This window comes from Microbacterium sp. che218 (assembly GCF_040436305.1).
GTDB lineage: Bacteria > Actinomycetota > Actinomycetes > Actinomycetales > Microbacteriaceae > Microbacterium > Microbacterium algihabitans.
Genome location: NZ_AP031501.1, coordinates 1,677,082 through 1,693,740, shown reverse-complemented (window position 1 = coordinate 1,693,740; position 16,659 = coordinate 1,677,082). Strand labels below are relative to the sequence as shown.

At 68.6% G+C, this 16,659-nt stretch carries 17 protein-coding genes; 9 read left to right on the top strand and 8 right to left on the bottom strand.

Annotation, left to right across the window (positions count from 1 at the left end):
- Positions 1–16: 16 nt before the first annotated feature.
- The 7 genes from ABXS86_RS08015 to ABXS86_RS07985 are packed head-to-tail and all read right to left on the bottom strand — an operon-like array spanning position 17 to position 8,008.
- Positions 17–1,312 (bottom strand): hypothetical protein, encoded by a 1,296-nt coding sequence (locus tag ABXS86_RS08015; RefSeq protein WP_353666157.1) that lies wholly within the window; start codon positions 1,310–1,312, stop codon positions 17–19.
- Positions 1,313–2,371, bottom strand: a complete 1,059-nt coding sequence (locus ABXS86_RS08010; protein WP_353666156.1) for a polysaccharide pyruvyl transferase family protein — start codon at positions 2,369–2,371, stop codon at positions 1,313–1,315.
- Positions 2,371–3,423 carry a glycosyltransferase family 4 protein gene (locus ABXS86_RS08005; RefSeq protein ID WP_353666155.1) on the bottom strand — a complete coding sequence of 351 codons (1,053 nt, stop codon included), beginning with the start codon at positions 3,421–3,423 and terminating at the stop codon, positions 2,371–2,373. Before ABXS86_RS08005 ends, ABXS86_RS08010 begins: the two co-directional genes overlap by 1 nt.
- Positions 3,420–4,526 (bottom strand): polysaccharide pyruvyl transferase family protein, encoded by a 1,107-nt coding sequence (locus tag ABXS86_RS08000; protein ID WP_307209100.1) that lies wholly within the window; start codon positions 4,524–4,526, stop codon positions 3,420–3,422. Before ABXS86_RS08000 ends, ABXS86_RS08005 begins: the two co-directional genes overlap by 4 nt.
- On the bottom strand, positions 4,523–5,563 hold the full coding sequence (locus ABXS86_RS07995; protein ID WP_144829746.1) for a nitroreductase family protein: 1,041 nt from the start codon (positions 5,561–5,563) through the stop codon (positions 4,523–4,525). Before ABXS86_RS07995 ends, ABXS86_RS08000 begins: the two co-directional genes overlap by 4 nt.
- Positions 5,544–6,899, bottom strand: a complete 1,356-nt coding sequence (locus tag ABXS86_RS07990; RefSeq protein WP_353666154.1) for a flippase — start codon at positions 6,897–6,899, stop codon at positions 5,544–5,546. Before ABXS86_RS07990 ends, ABXS86_RS07995 begins: the two co-directional genes overlap by 20 nt.
- Entirely contained in the window at positions 6,896–8,008 is a 1,113-nt protein-coding gene (locus ABXS86_RS07985; protein ID WP_409988242.1) for a hypothetical protein, read from the bottom strand. The genes ABXS86_RS07990 and ABXS86_RS07985 overlap by 4 nt, the downstream gene beginning before the upstream one ends.
- Before the next feature lie 158 nt (positions 8,009–8,166).
- On the opposite strand from ABXS86_RS07985, the gene ABXS86_RS07980 reads away from it, so the two are divergent.
- On the top strand, positions 8,167–9,510 hold the full coding sequence (locus tag ABXS86_RS07980) for an O-antigen ligase family protein (protein ID WP_307209106.1): 1,344 nt from the start codon (positions 8,167–8,169) through the stop codon (positions 9,508–9,510).
- Here the strand turns inward: ABXS86_RS07980 and ABXS86_RS07975 are convergent.
- Positions 9,497–11,110, bottom strand: a complete 1,614-nt coding sequence (locus ABXS86_RS07975) for a hypothetical protein (protein ID WP_307209108.1) — start codon at positions 11,108–11,110, stop codon at positions 9,497–9,499. The two genes, ABXS86_RS07980 and ABXS86_RS07975, sit on opposite strands and share 14 nt — an antisense overlap.
- A 155-nt stretch (positions 11,111–11,265) precedes the next feature.
- Here ABXS86_RS07975 and ABXS86_RS07970 point away from each other — a divergent pair, with 155 nt between their 5' ends.
- The 8 genes from ABXS86_RS07970 to rpsS all read left to right on the top strand — a co-directional run bounded on the left by ABXS86_RS07970 (position 11,266) and on the right by rpsS (position 16,650).
- Complete coding sequence (locus ABXS86_RS07970; protein WP_353666152.1) at positions 11,266–12,810, top strand: sugar transferase; 1,545 nt, start codon at positions 11,266–11,268, stop codon at positions 12,808–12,810.
- 89 nt (positions 12,811–12,899) lie between these two features.
- Positions 12,900–13,115, top strand: a complete 216-nt coding sequence (locus ABXS86_RS07965; RefSeq protein ID WP_353666151.1) for a hypothetical protein — start codon at positions 12,900–12,902, stop codon at positions 13,113–13,115.
- Positions 13,116–13,554: 439 nt separating this feature from the next.
- Entirely contained in the window at positions 13,555–13,863 is a 309-nt protein-coding gene (rpsJ, locus tag ABXS86_RS07960; RefSeq protein ID WP_013584016.1) for a 30S ribosomal protein S10, read from the top strand.
- Between the two features lie 8 nt (positions 13,864–13,871).
- On the top strand, positions 13,872–14,531 hold the full coding sequence (gene rplC / locus ABXS86_RS07955) for a 50S ribosomal protein L3 (RefSeq protein ID WP_055959336.1): 660 nt from the start codon (positions 13,872–13,874) through the stop codon (positions 14,529–14,531).
- Positions 14,532–14,533: 2 nt separating this feature from the next.
- On the top strand, positions 14,534–15,196 hold the full coding sequence (gene rplD / locus ABXS86_RS07950; protein WP_307209120.1) for a 50S ribosomal protein L4: 663 nt from the start codon (positions 14,534–14,536) through the stop codon (positions 15,194–15,196).
- Complete coding sequence (gene rplW / locus ABXS86_RS07945) at positions 15,193–15,492, top strand: 50S ribosomal protein L23 (protein ID WP_144829723.1); 300 nt, start codon at positions 15,193–15,195, stop codon at positions 15,490–15,492. The genes rplD and rplW overlap by 4 nt, the downstream gene beginning before the upstream one ends.
- 24 nt (positions 15,493–15,516) lie before the next feature.
- Positions 15,517–16,356 (top strand): 50S ribosomal protein L2, encoded by an 840-nt coding sequence (gene rplB / locus ABXS86_RS07940; protein WP_013584012.1) that lies wholly within the window; start codon positions 15,517–15,519, stop codon positions 16,354–16,356.
- Between the two features lie 12 nt (positions 16,357–16,368).
- Positions 16,369–16,650, top strand: a complete 282-nt coding sequence (gene rpsS, locus ABXS86_RS07935) for a 30S ribosomal protein S19 (RefSeq protein ID WP_013584011.1) — start codon at positions 16,369–16,371, stop codon at positions 16,648–16,650.
- The last annotated feature ends 9 nt before the right edge of the window (positions 16,651–16,659 follow it).

Here is a 16,659-nt window from a genome sequence, read left to right as displayed (position 1 = left end):
CCCCCGCGTCGTGCGATCAGCGCACCGCGACGGCCAGCAGTGAGCTCCCGCTCCAGCTCTTGTAGTCCTCGTACCGCTCGATCCTTCCGACGAGCACGGAGACCGGCCCGCCCGGAGTCGGCATCGGACGGAACAGCGGCGCTTCGGAGTCGAGGATCTTCCGGTCGTCGCGCCACAGGGAGGACTTCCCCCCGTCCTCGCCGCAGTGCCACACCGAACCGTCGACGCCGTAGGCGGCGCCGCACGGATAGCGCTCGAGGTGGGCGCCCGTCTTGCCGAAGGTGCGCGACGTCGTCAGGCCGTTCGCGTCGACCGCGGTCTCGGTATACACGCCGTCGGGCGAGACGTCTCCCGGGTACTCCACGGTCAGGACCGCGGGTGCGGCGGGAGAGGGACGGACGTCGAGGAGTCGGCGGGTGCCGGAGGTCTGGCCGAGCACCGGGGTGAGCTCCTCGGCCGACAGGTAGGTCGACGACGTGACGTCGTGCGTCGTGCGGGGCTTCATCAGATCCGTCAGGATGCCGGTACGCAGGTCGAGTTCGAGCAGGTAGACCTCGCTGCGACCGACGGCGGGGTTGTACCCCGCGGCGATGCGCACGGTTCCCGCCGACGTGTCGTCGAAGGTCGAGGTGAGGTACGCCTGCTCGGGGAACGTGATCAGACGGCGGTACTTGCCGGAGTAGCTCGCCTCGCCGGTGGTCCAGTTCACGACCAGTTCCGCGACGCCCCAGTTGAGGTCGTTGCGCAGGAGCACCCAGAACGTGTCGGTGTCGGCGGTCTGGGCATCGGGAACGTGCAGAATCTGGCCGTACGAGACCTTGCTGCCCACCGTGATCTCGGTCACCGGGCGGTCGGCGAACGTCTCGGCGCGTCCCGACCCGGGGGCGACGGACACGTAGAAGCCCTCCTCGGTGCCGTGGTGCGTCCACTGCATGAGCGATCCGCGCCCGGGGATCGTGATGCGCGCCGGCACGTTGTGGTCGTCCACCGGGGCGGTGGCGACCACGGTGCGGGAGGTCGCGCCCGTGTCGTCGATGTCGACGGCCTCGACTTCGCCGGTCTCGCTGAGCGCCGCGGTGGAGTACCAGTCCGACTGCTGCTGCACGACGGGCCCGACCCACCATTCCTGGATGGCGTCGTCGACCGTGGCGACGATCTCGGTCGAGGGAGCGGGCTCGGGAGGGGCGGGCGGGCCCGCCACGCACCCGGCGGCCCCGACGGCCACGGCTGCGAGCAGGCCGAGCGCGGCGGCGAGTCGCGCACGCGGACGCCGCCGCACGGAGGAGGGGTCGGCCGGGTCGGACCGGCGCACTTAGTCTCCGATCGCGTTCTGCAGGGCGAGGACGATGTCCGCGCGGGCATCGCGGATGCGCGCCGACGAGTTCATCAGGCGCGCGTCGTAGTCGTCGCGCACCGCCGCATCGTTCAGCAGGTCGGCGACCTGGGTGGCGACGGTGTCGACGTCGAAGCCGTTGACGCGGTGCACCCAGGGCGCGATTCCGAGGTCGTCGAAGGCGCCGAAGCCCTTGCGCTCGTACGCGAGGTGGACGACGTAGTGGCCCGCGGCCAGAGCCATCAGGGCGGCGTGCAGACGCACGGCCACCACCACGCGCGGAGCATTCCCCGCGCCCATCAGTTCGCTGCGCTCGAGGGTGCGCGCGGGGCTCAGGGTCGCGGATGCCGGGCGGTCGTCGTTACCGCCGATCGTGCTCTGGATGTACCCGTCGTAGGGCGCCATGCGCTCGGCCAGCGCGTAGATGTCGGGGTTGATGCGACCGTGGACGCTGCGGATCGACAGGACGGGGCGGGGCTCCACCGTGGTGCCGGCCTTGCGGGCATCGGCGATGGACGCCGCAGCCAGATCGGGCGTGCGCACGAGGGTGGGTCCCGCGACTTCGAGGAAGGTGCGGTCGTCGCGCACCATGACCACGTCGATGTCGCGGAGCAGGCGGGTGAGCACGCGGCGCGTGCCGAAGCGGGCGGGCCCGATGCTCTGCGGGAGGTAGACCGACGGCGTCCTCGAGCGCGAGGCCGCCCACAGCTGCGGTCCCATGACGAGTGCCGACTTCAGCAACTCGACGGGAGTGCCCGCGCGCAGATATCCACCGCCGACGCCGACCACGAGGTCGAAGTCGTCGATGCGCGAGAGCACGGCGCGCGTGCGCCGGTCCCATCCGCGCCGGGTCGGCACAGTGGGGAAGGTCGGGATGCCCAGGTCGGCGAAGCTGTCCGGTCGCGAGGCGAGCATCGTGGCATCCACCGTGCCGAAGGCGTCTTCAAGCAGGGCCAGCGTCTCGCGCACGAGCAGACCGTCGCCGGCGTTGTCGGCGGAGTAGGCGTGCAGGATCAGCACGCGAGGAGAACGGTTCATCACAGCACCCGCCGGTAGACCTCGAGATGTTTGTCGACGCTGGCGTCCCACGTGAAGCGGCTCGCCCACGCCAGGCCCTCTGCGCGGCACTGCGCGCGGGCGGTGTCGTCGGTGACCGCCGAGACGATGCCGGCGGCGATCGCCTCGGGCTCCAGACCCGGCAGGCGCAGCGACGGGCCCGCGACCTCGGCGAGCGATCCGCGATCCGAGGTGGCCACGACGGCGCCGGCGGCGAGGGCCTCCAGCACGGGGAAGCCGAAGCCCTCGTACAGCGAGGGGAAGAGGAAGACCTCGCACGCCTGCATGAGAGCGGCGCGGTCCTCGTCGCTGACGAACCCGAGCGAGATGACGTCGGGGGAGTCGCGGATCTCGCCGAGCGAGTCGTCGGCGTTCCACGCCGCCTTGCCGGCGATGACGAGGGGCAGGCCGAGCGCGCGCACCTCGGGGGTCGCGAAGGCCCGCACCAGCGAGACGAGGTTCTTGCGCGGCTCGATGTTGCCCAGGTACAAGGCGAAACGCTCGGGGAGCTTCGCGCGCACCTCGGCCGACAGCTCCACGGGAGTCGAGAACCGCTCCACGTCGATGCCATGCTCGATGGTCGTCAGACGCTCGGGCTCGACGCCGAAGACCTCGGCGACATCGCGCGCGCTGGAGTTCGACACCGTGATGACGTGGTCGGCGGCGCTGATCGCGCGGCCGACGCGGAAACGCCAGGCCTTCTCCTGCGCGGGACGACGTGCGACGTCGATCCACCGACTCGCGACGCCGTGCACCGTGACCACGGTCGGGGTCCGGGTGCCGAGCAGGGGCCCCGTGTCTCCGACGTAGTGGAGCACATCGCCCGCGGCATGCCGGCGAAGACCCGCGGCGGTCTCGAGCGCGGCGGTCGCGATCGGGTGCGAGGCGGCCGCGATGCGCCCGACGGGCACCCCCCGGGCCTCGAGTCCCGTGGCGATGTACCGTGCGTAGGTCGTATTGCCGCCGACGTGACGGTCGACGAAGCGCGACGGCATCAGCACGCGCAGGCGCGACGGGCCGCTCCCGGCGGTCACGAACGAATCCCGAGGACCGATTCGACCTCGGTCCACATGCGCTCGTTCTGCGCGAGCAGCTCGGGCACCCGCGCGTCCAGGCGGGCGGCGGTCTCGGTGTCGGTGAGGGTGTGGCGGATGCGTGCGGCGATGGCATCCGACCCGTCCGTCATCCATGCACCGGCGCCGAAGTCCTCGAGGAGCTCGGCGTACTTGTGCGACCACCCGAGCGCGACGACGGGCGTGCGCGACGAGAGGGCGCTGACGAGCGCGTGGAAGCGACTGGCCACCACGATCCGCGCGTCCGAGAGCACGCGCTTGAGCACGAGGGGGTCGGGGCTCTCGAAGATCTCGACCTCGCTGCGCTCGGACAGCGCCTTGGCGAGGGCGCGATCGTTGTGCTCGTGCACGACCACGACGGCGCGCAGCCCCTGAGCGCGGAACTCCGCCGCACCGTCGGCGAGGAACTGGGTGTACTCCTCGAGCGAGAGCTTGGTGTGGCTGAGCATCTTCGCGTTGGGCACGATGGCGCCGAACTCGCCGGTGAGGGGCGAGGGGATGCTGCCGGGCTTCAGGCCGATGGTGAAGTCGGGGGCGAGGCGCACCTCGGTCTTGGCACCGAGGGCCGTGACGTAGTCGAGGCTCTGACGGTCGCGGGCGTAGACGAGGGCGGCACCGTCGAGCAGCTCGCGGGTCCACTTCGCCTGCTCGGGGTTCGTGAACGGACCGAACGCCTGCGGGAGGAAGACACGCGGAACGCCGCGCTTCTTCCAGGCCGCGCTGATCTTTGCCTCGCGCTTGCTGCGCTGGATGCTGAAGGAGTCGCTGTACGCGAAGCCGGCGGCGTCGAGCACACCACCCACGTCCTTCGAGGCGACCAGGCCGAACGCGTCCTTGACCGAGCCCGGGATCAGACCGCCCACGGCACCCGATACGGCGGGCAGCTGGTTCAGCAGGAGGGTCTGGTGGAAGCCCAGAGCTCCGCGGTCGTCGAAATCGCTTCCGTTCGGCGAAACGGTCAGCTTCGCCCGACCCTGCAGTCGATTCGCCACGGCGATCATCATCAGATGGGCGCCCTTGTTGTGCGTGTTGACGCCACGCAGTTCGATCCACTCAGCGGTCATAGCGAGTTGTAGCTCCTTAGGGCGTCGAGGTGGCGCTTCGCGGAGTAGGGCGTCGTGCCCTGCTCGTCCGCGTAGCCGTAGCCGACCAGCATGACCACCCGTTCGTGGGACTGGAGGCCGAGAAGGCGGCTCATCTTCTCGTCGCGGGATGCGATGTCGGGCCAGTTGATGCAGACCGACGCGACACCCTGCGACTCCAGGCCGAGGATGAACGACATCGCCGCGAGGCAGCCGTCGGTGTAGATGAGGTGGCGGTCGCGCTCGTCGATGAAGGCCGACATGTCGCCGACGATCACCGCGATGCCGGGCAGGTTCTGTCCGTAGCCGGCGGTGCCCATGGGCACCTTCGCGACCTTGGCGACCTGCTCGGGGTCGTCGAAGAAGCGGAACGAGAACGGCTGGCGGTTGCACGCGGTGGGGGCCTCGGCGGCGACCAGCATGGCCTTGTCGACGACCTCGTGCGGCACCGGGCGCTGCTCGAACCAGCGCACCGACTTGCGGCGCTTGGCGAGCGCGGTCAGGGCCTCGATCTCGACCGGGGGAGCATCCACGAAGGGGGCGTGCGGGCCGCTGACGTTGTCGCGCTCGATGTTCCACGAGATGCGGCCGAAGTTCTCGCGGGCACGCGCGATCGTGGGGTCGGAGCTCGACGCCGTCGCCTCGAAGTAGCGCTCGAGCACCTCTCGCGCCCACAGCTCGACCTCGGCCGAGATGATCGGGGGCATCGCCTGCGTCAGACGGCCGGCGAGGGTCACGGTCTCTTCGATGTACGCCACGGCGAAGGTCTCGCGCCGGGGGCGCATGGTGAGACCTTTTTCAGCCATGTGAATGTTGCGGCGCAGGAGGAACTCGAGCTTGCCGTCTTCGAGACGACGCCAGTACTCCTGGTTGCCGCGGGCGACCACGAGGCGCTCGCGCCGGTAGGCGTCGCTCCAGAACGTGAAGTAGATCGAGCGCTCGAGGGCGTTGCCCTTGCGAAGGCGAACGCGCAGGCGCTCCCGCAGACGACCTGCGGCCTTACGGAGCTTCTTCTTCATGGCTGCCTTTCTTTCGCGTTCCGCGCACGGCGGAGGCGAGGAGTCGGAGCGGATAAATGAACGCCAACGTCATCTGAACGCCCGCGACACGTGTCGTCTTCGTCGCGAAACACGAAAGGTACGAGGCGACGAAATACGAGAACACCGTCGCCCACGCGCTTCCTAGGATTCCCCAATGCGGGATGAGAAGGAAATTCAGGGCGATGTTGAGGACGGCGCCGAGCGTATTTCTGGTCAGTGAGGCGAAGAGTGCGTTCTCGGCGATGATGAACTTGCTGAACACCGCCGCCATGAAGACGAACGGCAGAGCGAGCACGTGGATCTGCAGCACGGGACCGGATGCCTCGTACTTCGCGCCGTACAGGGTGGTGAGAACCCACGGGCCGATGAGCAGGATCACCACGGCGATGAGCACCCCGGCCCAGAACGCGCGGTCGTAACTGGCCTGCAGCTCCTGCTTGTACTGCCGGCTCTTCTGGCCGTACTCCCGCCGCACCTGCAGGAGGCGGGGGAAGGTCGCCGTCATGAACACGACGGGCAGGAAGTAGGCCATCTCCGACAGGCGTGCCGCGGCGGAGTACAGGCCGACGGCCGAGCTGCCCAGCAGCGCCTGGATGACCACGACGTCGCCGCGGGAGTTGATCTGGGTGGCCAGGCTCGCCAGCATCAGGATCCACGAGCTGCCCAGCAGCGCGCGCGGGGTCTCGATCTCGGGCTTGGCGAACTTGGGGGAGTCGCGGTCACGGGCGTACCGCACCAGGAGCAGGCTCGAGACGACGACCGCTTCGACGACGTACAGGATGACGAAGGTCATCAGATCGGCGCCCGCGAAGGCGAGGACCAGTCGGATGCCGAGCATCACCAGGACGACGGCGATGCGCACCGGCGCGGTACTTCCGCTGCGCGCCTGGGCCTGGAACCACAGTTCGCTGGCGTCGAGGGCGCGGGCGAACAGCACCAGCAGCGCGATCGCGGTGGCCCCGACGACGGCGGCGTCGCCGACCAGGGCCGAGATCGGCAGGAGCACCAGGTACGCCAGGATCGCGAAGAACTCGCGGATGAGGATCAGCGCCGTCATCGTGCGATGGGCGGATGCCGGTTTGTCGACGAACGCCTTGATGGCGATACCGGCGAGGCCCGCGGTCAGGATCGCCGTGCCGATGCTGGCAAGGTTCGTCGCGAAGCTGAACACCCCCAGATCCGACACGCTGACCGTGCGCGCGAGGATGATGCCGGTGATGGCCGTGCTGCCCAGGGTGACGAACTGCTGGATCGTCGCCCAGACGCCGCTCTTGATCGAGCGGCGGCGAGAGAACGGCGCAGAGGAGGTGCTCACGTCGCCGAACCCCTGTGCGCCGAGTCCGCGAAGGCGAGAAGACGCTTCGCCCGGTCGGCCCAGCCCATGCCCTGAGCGGCGCGACGCCCGGCTGCGCGCTCGGCCTCGCCGGCCGCCGCGGCCGAGGTGACGGCGCGCGCGGCGCCGACGACGTCGTCGTAGAGGTGGACGTTCGTGTCGGCGCGGCGGCGCAGCTCGTCGGAGGAGCGCGCCACGACGGAGAGACCGGCGGCGAGGTACTCGTAGTACTTCATCGGGCTGCGACCGGCATTCCCAGGGTGGTCCGAGAGCGGGAGCAGTCCGACGGCGTGACGGGCGAGCAGCGCGGGCGCCTGCGCGTACGGGACGGCACCGACCAGGGCGACGTTGGCGGGGAGCGCCGGGACGACCGCGGGGCGCGGGCCGGCGATGGTGAACGACACGTCGGGAAGCGCCCGGGCGAGGTCGGCCACGAGAGCCCAGTCGAAGCGCGCGTCGAGGGCGCCCAGATAGACGACACCCGACCGCTCTCCACCGTCACCCGCGGAAGCGAACCGGTCGTACTCCACGCCGTTCTCGATGACGGTCGAGGGTCCCGTCCATCCGGTGCCCGCGGTGACCTGCTCGAGGGTCGAGGCGGAGGCGGCGGAGATCCCGTCGGCCCGCTCGAGCAGCCGCACCTCGGCCGCACGTGCGCGCGGGTCGTGGTGCGCGTCGGTGGGACGGTAGATGATCTCCGCCCGGGGGAAGTCCGCGATCGCCGGGCCGAGCAGGGGCTGGTCCACGAACACCACGTCGGCCGATCGGAAGGCACCGAGACGGCGGCGACGCCAGGGACCTGTCAGGCGCAACTGCGCCTCGTTCACGGCGGTGGGCACCGAGCCGAGCGGTGCGGGGACGAGGGGGACGAACTGACGGACCCCATCGGCGTCGGACCGAGGGGCGCGCGCCGATTCGAGACGCGCGCGCACGTCCTCATCACGCATCGCTTTTCCGAGATGGGCGAGCGACACGGGCGTCGCGACGTGCGCCACGGAATGTCCGAGACGCGCGATCTCGCGGGAAAGATGGTGGCTTCCGACACGGAACACACCACTGGGCGCTGTGTGGCTCAGAAAGACGACCCTCACCGATCTGTCCCCGAGCAATGGCCGGGGCCAGGCATTTCGGTCATGGCCTCCAGTCTATGTGCTCCCACGTCGGGCGCCTTTATGTGCAATGGACGTCATTGCATTGATGCGAATGGCGTCATTCGTCCGATCCGCGCCCGGTTGGGTACGCTGACGCGGTGAGTGATGTGAGAGCAGCGTTGGCGGAGCGCCTTCCCCCGACTCTCGCGTCCAAGCTCATGTTCATCGCGGTGTGCGCGGTGCCCTTTCAGCAGGCGCTGACCCTCGACGCCGGATTCCCGCTGAAGATCAGTGAGATCACCGGCATCCTGGCCGTCGTGCTCTACATGACCAGTGAGCGCACGGGCGAGCGTCGGCGGTACTTCGGCGCGCCGCTGCAGTGGGCCCTGCTCGCCCTGGTCTACCTGTCCACCACGCTGTGGCTGATCATGGGCCCGCCCCGCGAGACCGCACTCGGGTACGAGCGCGGGATGAACGCCGACATGCTGCTGTACTTCGTCTACGCGGCGCTCGTCATCGTCCTGTCCTACTTCGCCGGAACGCGACTCGGACCGGACTGGATCGCCCGCGGCTTCGGCGTGGCCGTCAAGCTCGCCGCGGCCTGGAGCCTGTTGCAGGTGGCGCTGTACTTCGTGGGAGCCGCGTCGATCCTGCGCGAGGTCCACGCCACGGTGCAGATCGGTGCCGCGTACGGCGTGGGTCTCCCGCGCAACGGCCCCTTCCTCGAGGGCAACTACCTCGGCTTCTTCGCGGGTATCGCGCTCTTCGTCGTTCTCCGTCGCCGCGACTGGTGGGGCGTCGCCGCCGCGGCCGGTTGCCTCCTGTATTCGCAGTCGACCGTCGCCCTCGTGGGCGTGGTGGTCGGCGTGCTGGCCGTCGCGGTGCTGCGACCGGCCGGTCGTGTCGTCGGCGTCCTGGCCTTCGTCGCCCTGGTCGGGATCATCGTGGTCTCCACCGTCGACGTGGTCGCGGTGTACATCACGCGCCAGCTCGGCAAGCTCGGCCTCATCAGCGACGCATCGCTCGGCGCGAGCATCGAGTACTCGCTCAACAACCGCACGTCGTCCATCCAGCGAGCGATCGACATGTCCGAGGTCTTCCCGTGGCTCGGCGTGGGCCCGGGTCGGTACGGGTACTGGGACGATACGTTCAGCGACACCGCGGCGGCCATCGGCAACCGCGGTATCGCGAACAACGCCTACGCGCAGGTCCTCGCCGAGGTCGGCGTGGTCGCCGTCGCGTGTCTGATCGGACTCATCCTCACGCTGATCCTGCGCAACCTGCGATCGCCCCGCAGCGTGCTGGCGATGGCGGTGTTCGTCGCCGTCGGTCTGAACGCCGCGCCGTCGTGGACGGTGCTGCCCATCTGGTTCGCGGTGGCCCTGCTCGCCACGACGCCGACCGCCAAGGCGCCGCCGACCGATCTGCTGCCCGAGGGCGGGCTCAAGGGTCAGCCGCTGAACGCCCCGAGTGAACGAGGCGTCGCGGTCACAACGCCGTGATGACGATCTCCTGGATCTGGGTCTCACCCAGCCCGGTCTTGTCGAACAGCAACCGCAGGCGGAAGTGCGTGGCCCAGGCGGGTGCACGGCGGTCCCACGTGCCGGCGCCGAAGACGCGCCGGTAGTTGGCCGTGCCGGCGATCGTCTTGAGAGGGATCGACGTGGCTCCCCGCGCTTGATTTCGCAGCACGTTCGGCACTCCCGCCGTCGTCTCGCCGCGGAGGGCGACGAACGACTCGATCAATTCGAGCGAACCGGTCGAGGTCGTCGAGCCGAAGGTGATGGCCATCGCGTAGAGCTTGCCGAAGGCGACGGGCACGTCGAATGCCACCGTGCCGGGCTTGGTGGTGCTGAGTCTCTTGACGACCAGGTTGCCCGAGGCCACGCGCAGGGAGATGCCCGGGTTGGCCGTGCGCGACGTCCGGTCGGTGTTGTTGACGTAGGCCTCGACGACGGTGCTCTGCTCGAAGCTGCCGTCGACGAGGACGTTGGCCTGCGGGCTGGGCATGAGAGCGCCCATGGAGGAGCCGGACGCGCCCCCGTCGTACACGACGGGATCGCTGATGGTGATCTGACCCGTTCCGCCGCACAGGAAGCCGGAGGTCGTGCTGGTGCGCATGAGGGCGGTGCTGATGAGGTGGATGCCGCCACCCCAGCTGGGGTTGCGGGTCTCGAAGATCGCGGGGGCCACGGGGTCCTCATGGAAGAAGATGTGGCCGCTGGTCAAGATGATCTTCGCGCTCGAGTCGGAGCCCGTGACGAAGTGGGCGTCGGTGGACCGCGCCCCCGTCTCGTTGAACTCGATGTGCGGGGCATCGATGAAGACACCGCCGGCGAGGGCCTCGACGGCACGTCGGCAGAAGTCGATCGAAGTGGAGATCAGGTGGAAGTTGCCGTCGGGGTTGGAGTTCTGCACCGCGAGATCGCAGGTGCCGATGCCGCCGCCGATGAACTTGATGTTTTCGCCGTAGTTGCGCAGTCCTCCGGGCATCGAGATGCCCACGTTGCAGCGATAGACGTGGCAGTTGAAGAAGCTGAGCAGGAACGCGTTGGAGCGGAACTCGATCCCCGTCGCGAAGCCGGAGAGCTCCATGCCGAAGATCCCGACCCCGCGCACGTCGGTGGTGGAGGTCCCTTCGAAGACGACTCCCGGAGCTGTCGTCGCCGCCGAGCCCGGGCCGAGGATGCGCAGACCCGTCACGGTGCAACGGGTGTTGGGGTAGCCGGCGTTGCTGCTGCCGGTGAAGACGAAGGCGGGCTTGTTCTTCACCCCCCGGGCGTCGACGGTGCCCTGGGTGAAGTCGAGCGAGACGTAGGAGGTGTCCACGGTGATCGTGTCGGTGATCACCATGCGGCGCGAGATCGTCAGTCGCACCTCCTCGCGAGACGAGACGAAGCTCGACAGCGCCAGGCGCAGGCGTGCTTCATCGGTCATGCTCGAGTCGCCGAACTCGAGGACGTTGCGGACACCGTGCACCTGCTGCTTGGTCACGACGTCGGCGGGGTCGGCCGCCGATGCGCGCTGAGCGGGTGCGGCGACGGTGACGGCCGTGGCCGCTGCGGCGATGCCGAGCAGTGCTCGACGGCGCGTCGTGTTCATTTCTCTCCCCCAGGACATGGGGTGAGCGTAACGTGCGGGATCCTCGTCTGTGAGGTGTATTTCCGCGGGCTGGTCCGCCACCGTCGCGCCGCGAGCCTGGGGGAGTGCTTAGCGCGACGTATGATTAACGTCTGCCGACGACATGGGAGCCCATCGTGACGCGACACACCGCACCGGCAACGCAGCATCGAGATCCATCCTCGGCCGTACCCGGCGCCGGGGTCGACGACGCGCAGAATCCCGTCCCCGGGGCGGGCGACCACCGCCCATCGGGCAAGCGCGTCGCCCGGTGGCCCGAGCGCTACGCGAGCAGGCTCTTCTACAGCGACGCCCTCGTGATCGCGCTGTCGTTCTCGATCTACGCCCTCCTCGCGCTGCCCGAGCTGAGCCTCCCCGTGGCCTGGGACGGCGGTCCGCGCATCTCGTACGCGCTGGCGCTGGTCGTCCTCGGCATCATCTGGCTGATCTGTCTCGACGTCGTCGACTCGCGCGACCGCCACACAGTCAGCGAGGGGTTCGCCGAGTACCAGCGCATCGTCAGGGCATCCCTCCTCGCGTTCGGCCTGGCTCTCGTCATCGCGTTCTTCCTGCGCATCGATCTCGCTCGATCGCTGTTCGTCCTCGCCCTCCCCATCGGTGCGGTGCTGCTGATCGTGTCGCGATCGCTCTGGCGCCGGTGGCTGCACCGCCGACAGCTGCAGGGCAAAGACGTCCACCGCGCCGTCGTGATCGGCGAGCGCGCGAAGGTGGGGCACGTCATCCGGTCCATCCAGCGCGCGTCGCGCGCCGGCTACCACATAGTCGGCGCCGTCACCGAGCGCGGGACCCGGGCGGAGATCGAATCGGTCCCCGTCCTCGGCTCGTACGCCGAGGCCGAGCAGACGGTCGACAGCGTCAAGGCCGACACCGTCATCGTCGCCGGCGCCGACGACCTCGACCCGCAGGCCATGCGCGAGCTCGGATGGGCCATGGCCGACCGTGACGTGGCGTGGATCGTCGCGCCCGCGCTGACCGACGTCGCCGGCCCCCGCATCCACGCGCGCCCCGTCGCGGGCCTGCCGCTCGTGCACGTCTCCTTCCCCAAGCTCGAGGGCATCAATCGCATGGCGAAGCGTTCCTTCGACATCGTCGGCTCCGCGCTGCTGCTCCTCCTGCTCTCGCCCGTCATGATCGTCGTCGCGGTCGCGGTGAAGCTCACCAGCACCGGGCCCCTCTTCTACTCGCAGGAGCGCATCGGGCGTCGCGGGCGACCGTTCGGCATGTTGAAGTTCCGCTCGATGGTGGCCAACGCCGATGATCAGCTCGCTGGTCTGCTCGACCAGCAGGGCACCACCGACAAGCCCCTGTTCAAGGTGGCCAACGACCCGCGCGTCACGCGCGTCGGGCGCATCCTGCGCCGGTACTCGCTCGACGAGCTCCCTCAGCTGATCAACGTGCTGCTCGGCGACATGAGCCTCGTCGGTCCCCGACCGCAGCGCCAAGCCGAGGTCGAGCTCTACGACGACGCCGCTCACCGTCGTCTGCTCGTGAAGCCGGGAATGAGCGGCCTGTGGCAGGTCAGCGGGCGTTCGACGCTGTCGTGGGAGGACTCCCTGCGCCTCGACCTCTACTACGTCGAGAACTGGTCGTTCACGCAGGACATTGTCATCCTCCTGCGCACGTTCCGCGCCGTCGTCGCGCCGGGCGAGACCGCACACTGACCGGAAGGGGCTTCCCCGCGCCGGGCGGTCCCTCCAGAATGAGGGCACGGCCGACACCACCGTCGGCCCCGTCAGCGAGGGGGATCACCATGGGTGTGGACGACATCATCGCCAAGAGCAAGAAGCTGCTCGACGAGAACCGCGACAAGATCGAAGAGGCGCTCAAGAGCGAGAAGGCCGAAGAGGTGAGCGACAAGATCCTCGACGGTGCAGCCGAGGCCATCAAGAAGGTCGTTCCGGCCGAGCAGCACGCCAAGGTCGACGAGGTCCGCGAGAACGTCGACAAGAACATCGGCAACGCCTGACATCACGTCCGACGATCGGCGCCGTCCCCGGGGAATCGGGGGCGGCGTCGTCGCGTTCGGGGAAGAGTTGCTGAGGATACGCCGCACGCGACACGCCCGGGTTTGCGACACGCGCGGGCGGTCCGTAGACTAGTTCAGTTCCACATTCCGGTGCGCGCTCGGCGCGCGCCAGGATCACTGTCTCGGCAGTGCACAGGCGGCGCGGAAGCGCAGGGTCCTGGGCCGCGGGCAGCAGAACAGACACCGAACCCCTCATCCTTCGCCGGATTCGTGCGCGTGCGCACGAGGGGTGGGCCGGAAGCCATGGCATCCGGTTTGACAGCTGAACAGCGGTGCAGCATCTCTCGCGCAAGCGAGGGGAAGTGCCAGGGCGCGAGAGCGCCACCGTGCGTCCAATGCCCCAGGTCGGGTAAGACGCGAGAAAGAGAGAGAGCAGACAATGGCGGGACAGAAGATCCGCATTCGCCTGAAGTCGTACGATCACGCCGGGCTCGACTCGTCGGCGCGCAAGATCGTCGACACCGTGACCCGTGCCGGTGCCACCGTGGTGGGCCCGGTTCCCCTGCCGACCGAGAAGAACGTCGTGTGCGTCATCCGGTCGCCCCACAAGTACAAGGACAGCCGCGAGCACTTCGAGATGCGCACCCACAAGCGCCTCATCGACATCATCGACCCGACGCCCAAGGCCGTCGACTCGCTGATGCGCCTCGACCTTCCTGCCGATGTCAACATCGAGATCAAGCTCTGAGGTTCGACATGGCTGACATCAACTCCAAGATCTCCAAGGGCCTCCTCGGCACCAAGCTCGGCATGACCCAGGTGTGGGACGAGAACGGCAAGCTCGTTCCCGTCACCGTCATCGAGGTCGCCCCGAACGTCGTGACCCAGCTCCGCTCGCTCGAGAAGGACGGCTACAACGCCGTTCAGATCGGCTACGGCCAGATCGACCCCCGCAAGGTGAACAAGCCCCTCACGGCTCACTTCGACGCCGCGGGCGTCACCCCGCGCCGCCACCTCACCGAGGTGCGCACGGCGGATGCCGCCGATTACGCGCTGGGCCAGGAGCTCACCGTCGACGGCCTCTTCGAGGCCGGCCAGCTGGTCGACGTCGTCGGCACCAGCAAGGGCAAGGGCACCGCGGGTGTCATGAAGCGTCACAACTTCAAGGGTGTCTCCGCTTCACACGGTTCGCACCGCAACCACCGCAAGCCCGGCTCGATCGGCGCATCGTCGACCCCGAGCCGCGTCTTCAAGGGCATGCGCATGGCCGGCCGTATGGGTGGCGAGCGCGTGACCGTCCTCAACCTCACGGTGCACGCCGTCGACGCCGAGAAGGGTCTGATGCTCGTCAAGGGCGCCGTCCCCGGTGCTCGTGGCCGCATCGTCTACGTCCGCAACGCAGTGAAGGGTGCCTGAACATGGCTGACTCGACTCTCGCGCTCGACGTCGTGAAGGCAGACGGCAAGAAGGCAGGCTCCGTCGAGCTGCCCGCCGCTCTCTTCGACGTCAAGACGAACATCCCCCTGATCCACCAGGTCGTCGTGGCGCAGCGCGCCGCGGCTCGCCAGGGCACGCACTCGACCAAGCGTCGTGGCGAGGTCTCCGGTGCCGGCCGCAAGCCCTTCAAGCAGAAGGGCACCGGTAACGCCCGTCAGGGCTCGATCCGCGCGCCGCACATGACCGGTGGTGGCGTCGTCCACGGCCCCAAGCCCCGCGACTACAGCCAGCGCACCCCCAAGAAGATGATCGCCGCCGCCCTCCTGGGTGCGCTCAGCGACCGTGCTCGTGGCCAGCGTCTGCACATCGTCGACAGCTTCGCCATCGAGGGTGCGCCTTCGACCAAGGCTGCTGCCGCCGCGCTGAAGGCCTTCGGTGCCGTGAAGAACGTCCTCGTGGTCATCGACCGCGACGACGAGTTCACGATCAAAAGCGTGCGCAACCTCGCGTACGTCCACGTGCTGACCGTCGGCCAGCTGAACACCTACGACGTGCTCGTCTCCGACGACATCGTCTTCACCAAGGCCGCCTACGACGCGTTCGTCGCGTCGAAGGCTGCGGCCACCGAGGAGGTCTCGGCATGACCGCCGTCAACAAGGACCCGCGCGACATCATCCTGAAGCCGGTCGTCTCCGAGAAGAGCTACTCGCTCATCGACGAGGGCAAGTACACCTTCCTGGTGGACCCCCGTTCGTCGAAGACCGAGATCAAGCTCGCGATCGAGAAGATCTTCGGCGTCAAGGTGGCTTCGGTCAACACGATCAACCGCGTGGGCAAGGCCCGTCGCACCCGCTTCGGCATCGGCAAGCGCAAGGACACCAAGCGCGCCATCGTGTCGCTCAAGTCGGGCACCATCGACATCTTCACGTCTGTCGGCTGACGGTCGGGATAGAGGACAACAACAATGGCTATTCGCAAGTACAAGCCCACGACCCCCGGTCGCCGCGGCTCGTCGGTGGCCGACTTCGCCGAGATCACCCGATCGACGCCCGAGAAGTCGCTGCTGCGCCCGCTGTCGAAGACCGGTGGCCGCAACAACCAGGGCCGCATCACCACGCGTCACATCGGTGGCGGCCACAAGCGTCAGTACCGTCTGATCGACTTCCGTCGTAACGACAAGGACGGCATCGACGCCAAGGTCGCTCACATCGAGTACGACCCCAACCGCACCGCGCGCATCGCGCTGCTGCACTACGCGGACGGCGAGAAGCGCTACATCCTCGCTCCCGCGAAGCTGTCGCAGGGTGACGTCGTCGAGTCGGGTGCCGGCGCTGACATCAAGCCGGGCAACAACCTGCCCCTGCGCAACATCCCCACCGGTACCGTGATCCACGCGATCGAGCTCCGCCCCGGTGGCGGCGCGAAGATGGCCCGTTCGGCCGGCGCCTCGGTGCGTCTGGTCGCGAAGGACGGCCCCTACGCGCAGCTGCGTCTGCCCTCCGGCGAGATCCGCAACGTCGACGTGCGCTGCCGCGCCACGATCGGCGAGGTCGGCAACGCCGAGCAGTCGAACATCAACTGGGGCAAGGCCGGCCGCATGCGCTGGAAGGGCGTCCGCCCGACCGTGCGTGGTGTCGCCATGAACCCGGTCGACCACCCGCACGGTGGTGGTGAGGGTAAGACCTCCGGTGGTCGTCACCCTGTTTCGCCGTGGGGTAAGGCCGAGGGCCGCACCCGCCACGCGAACAAGGAGAGCGACAAGCTCATCGTCCGCCGTCGCACCGCCGGCAAGAAGCGCAAGTAGGAGTAGAGGAAGATGCCTCGCAGCCTTAAGAAGGGCCCCTTCGTCGACGAGCACCTGCTTCGCAAGGTCGTCTCGCAGAACGAAGCCGGTTCGAAGAACGTCATCAAGACCTGGTCGCGCCGTTCGATGATCATCCCCGCCATGCTGGGACACACCATCGCCGTGCACGACGGTCGCAAGCACATCCCCGTGTTCGTGACCGAGACCATGGTCGGCCACAAGCTGGGCGAGTTCTCGCCCACCCGCACCTTCCGCGGCCACGTGAAGGACGACAAGAAGGGCCGTCGCCGTTAAGGCGACCGA

What these genes read in the sequence shown, in the direction of transcription:
- ABXS86_RS07975 (WP_307209108.1), bottom strand. Translation starts at nt 11,110, where the DNA reads ATGAACACGACGCGCCGTCGAGCACTGCTCGGCATCGCCGCAGCGGCC.
- rplB (WP_013584012.1), top strand. Translation starts at nt 15,517, where the DNA reads ATGGCTATTCGCAAGTACAAGCCCACGACCCCCGGTCGCCGCGGCTCG.
- ABXS86_RS08010 (WP_353666156.1), bottom strand. Translation starts at nt 2,371, where the DNA reads ATGAACCGTTCTCCTCGCGTGCTGATCCTGCACGCCTACTCCGCCGAC.
- rplC (WP_055959336.1), top strand. Translation starts at nt 13,872, where the DNA reads ATGGCTGACATCAACTCCAAGATCTCCAAGGGCCTCCTCGGCACCAAG.
- ABXS86_RS07995 (WP_144829746.1), bottom strand. Translation starts at nt 5,563, where the DNA reads ATGAAGAAGAAGCTCCGTAAGGCCGCAGGTCGTCTGCGGGAGCGCCTG.
- rpsS (WP_013584011.1), top strand. Translation starts at nt 16,369, where the DNA reads ATGCCTCGCAGCCTTAAGAAGGGCCCCTTCGTCGACGAGCACCTGCTT.
- rpsJ (WP_013584016.1), top strand. Translation starts at nt 13,555, where the DNA reads ATGGCGGGACAGAAGATCCGCATTCGCCTGAAGTCGTACGATCACGCC.
- ABXS86_RS07965 (WP_353666151.1), top strand. Translation starts at nt 12,900, where the DNA reads ATGGGTGTGGACGACATCATCGCCAAGAGCAAGAAGCTGCTCGACGAG.
- ABXS86_RS08000 (WP_307209100.1), bottom strand. Translation starts at nt 4,526, where the DNA reads ATGACCGCTGAGTGGATCGAACTGCGTGGCGTCAACACGCACAACAAG.
- rplD (WP_307209120.1), top strand. Translation starts at nt 14,534, where the DNA reads ATGGCTGACTCGACTCTCGCGCTCGACGTCGTGAAGGCAGACGGCAAG.
- rplW (WP_144829723.1), top strand. Translation starts at nt 15,193, where the DNA reads ATGACCGCCGTCAACAAGGACCCGCGCGACATCATCCTGAAGCCGGTC.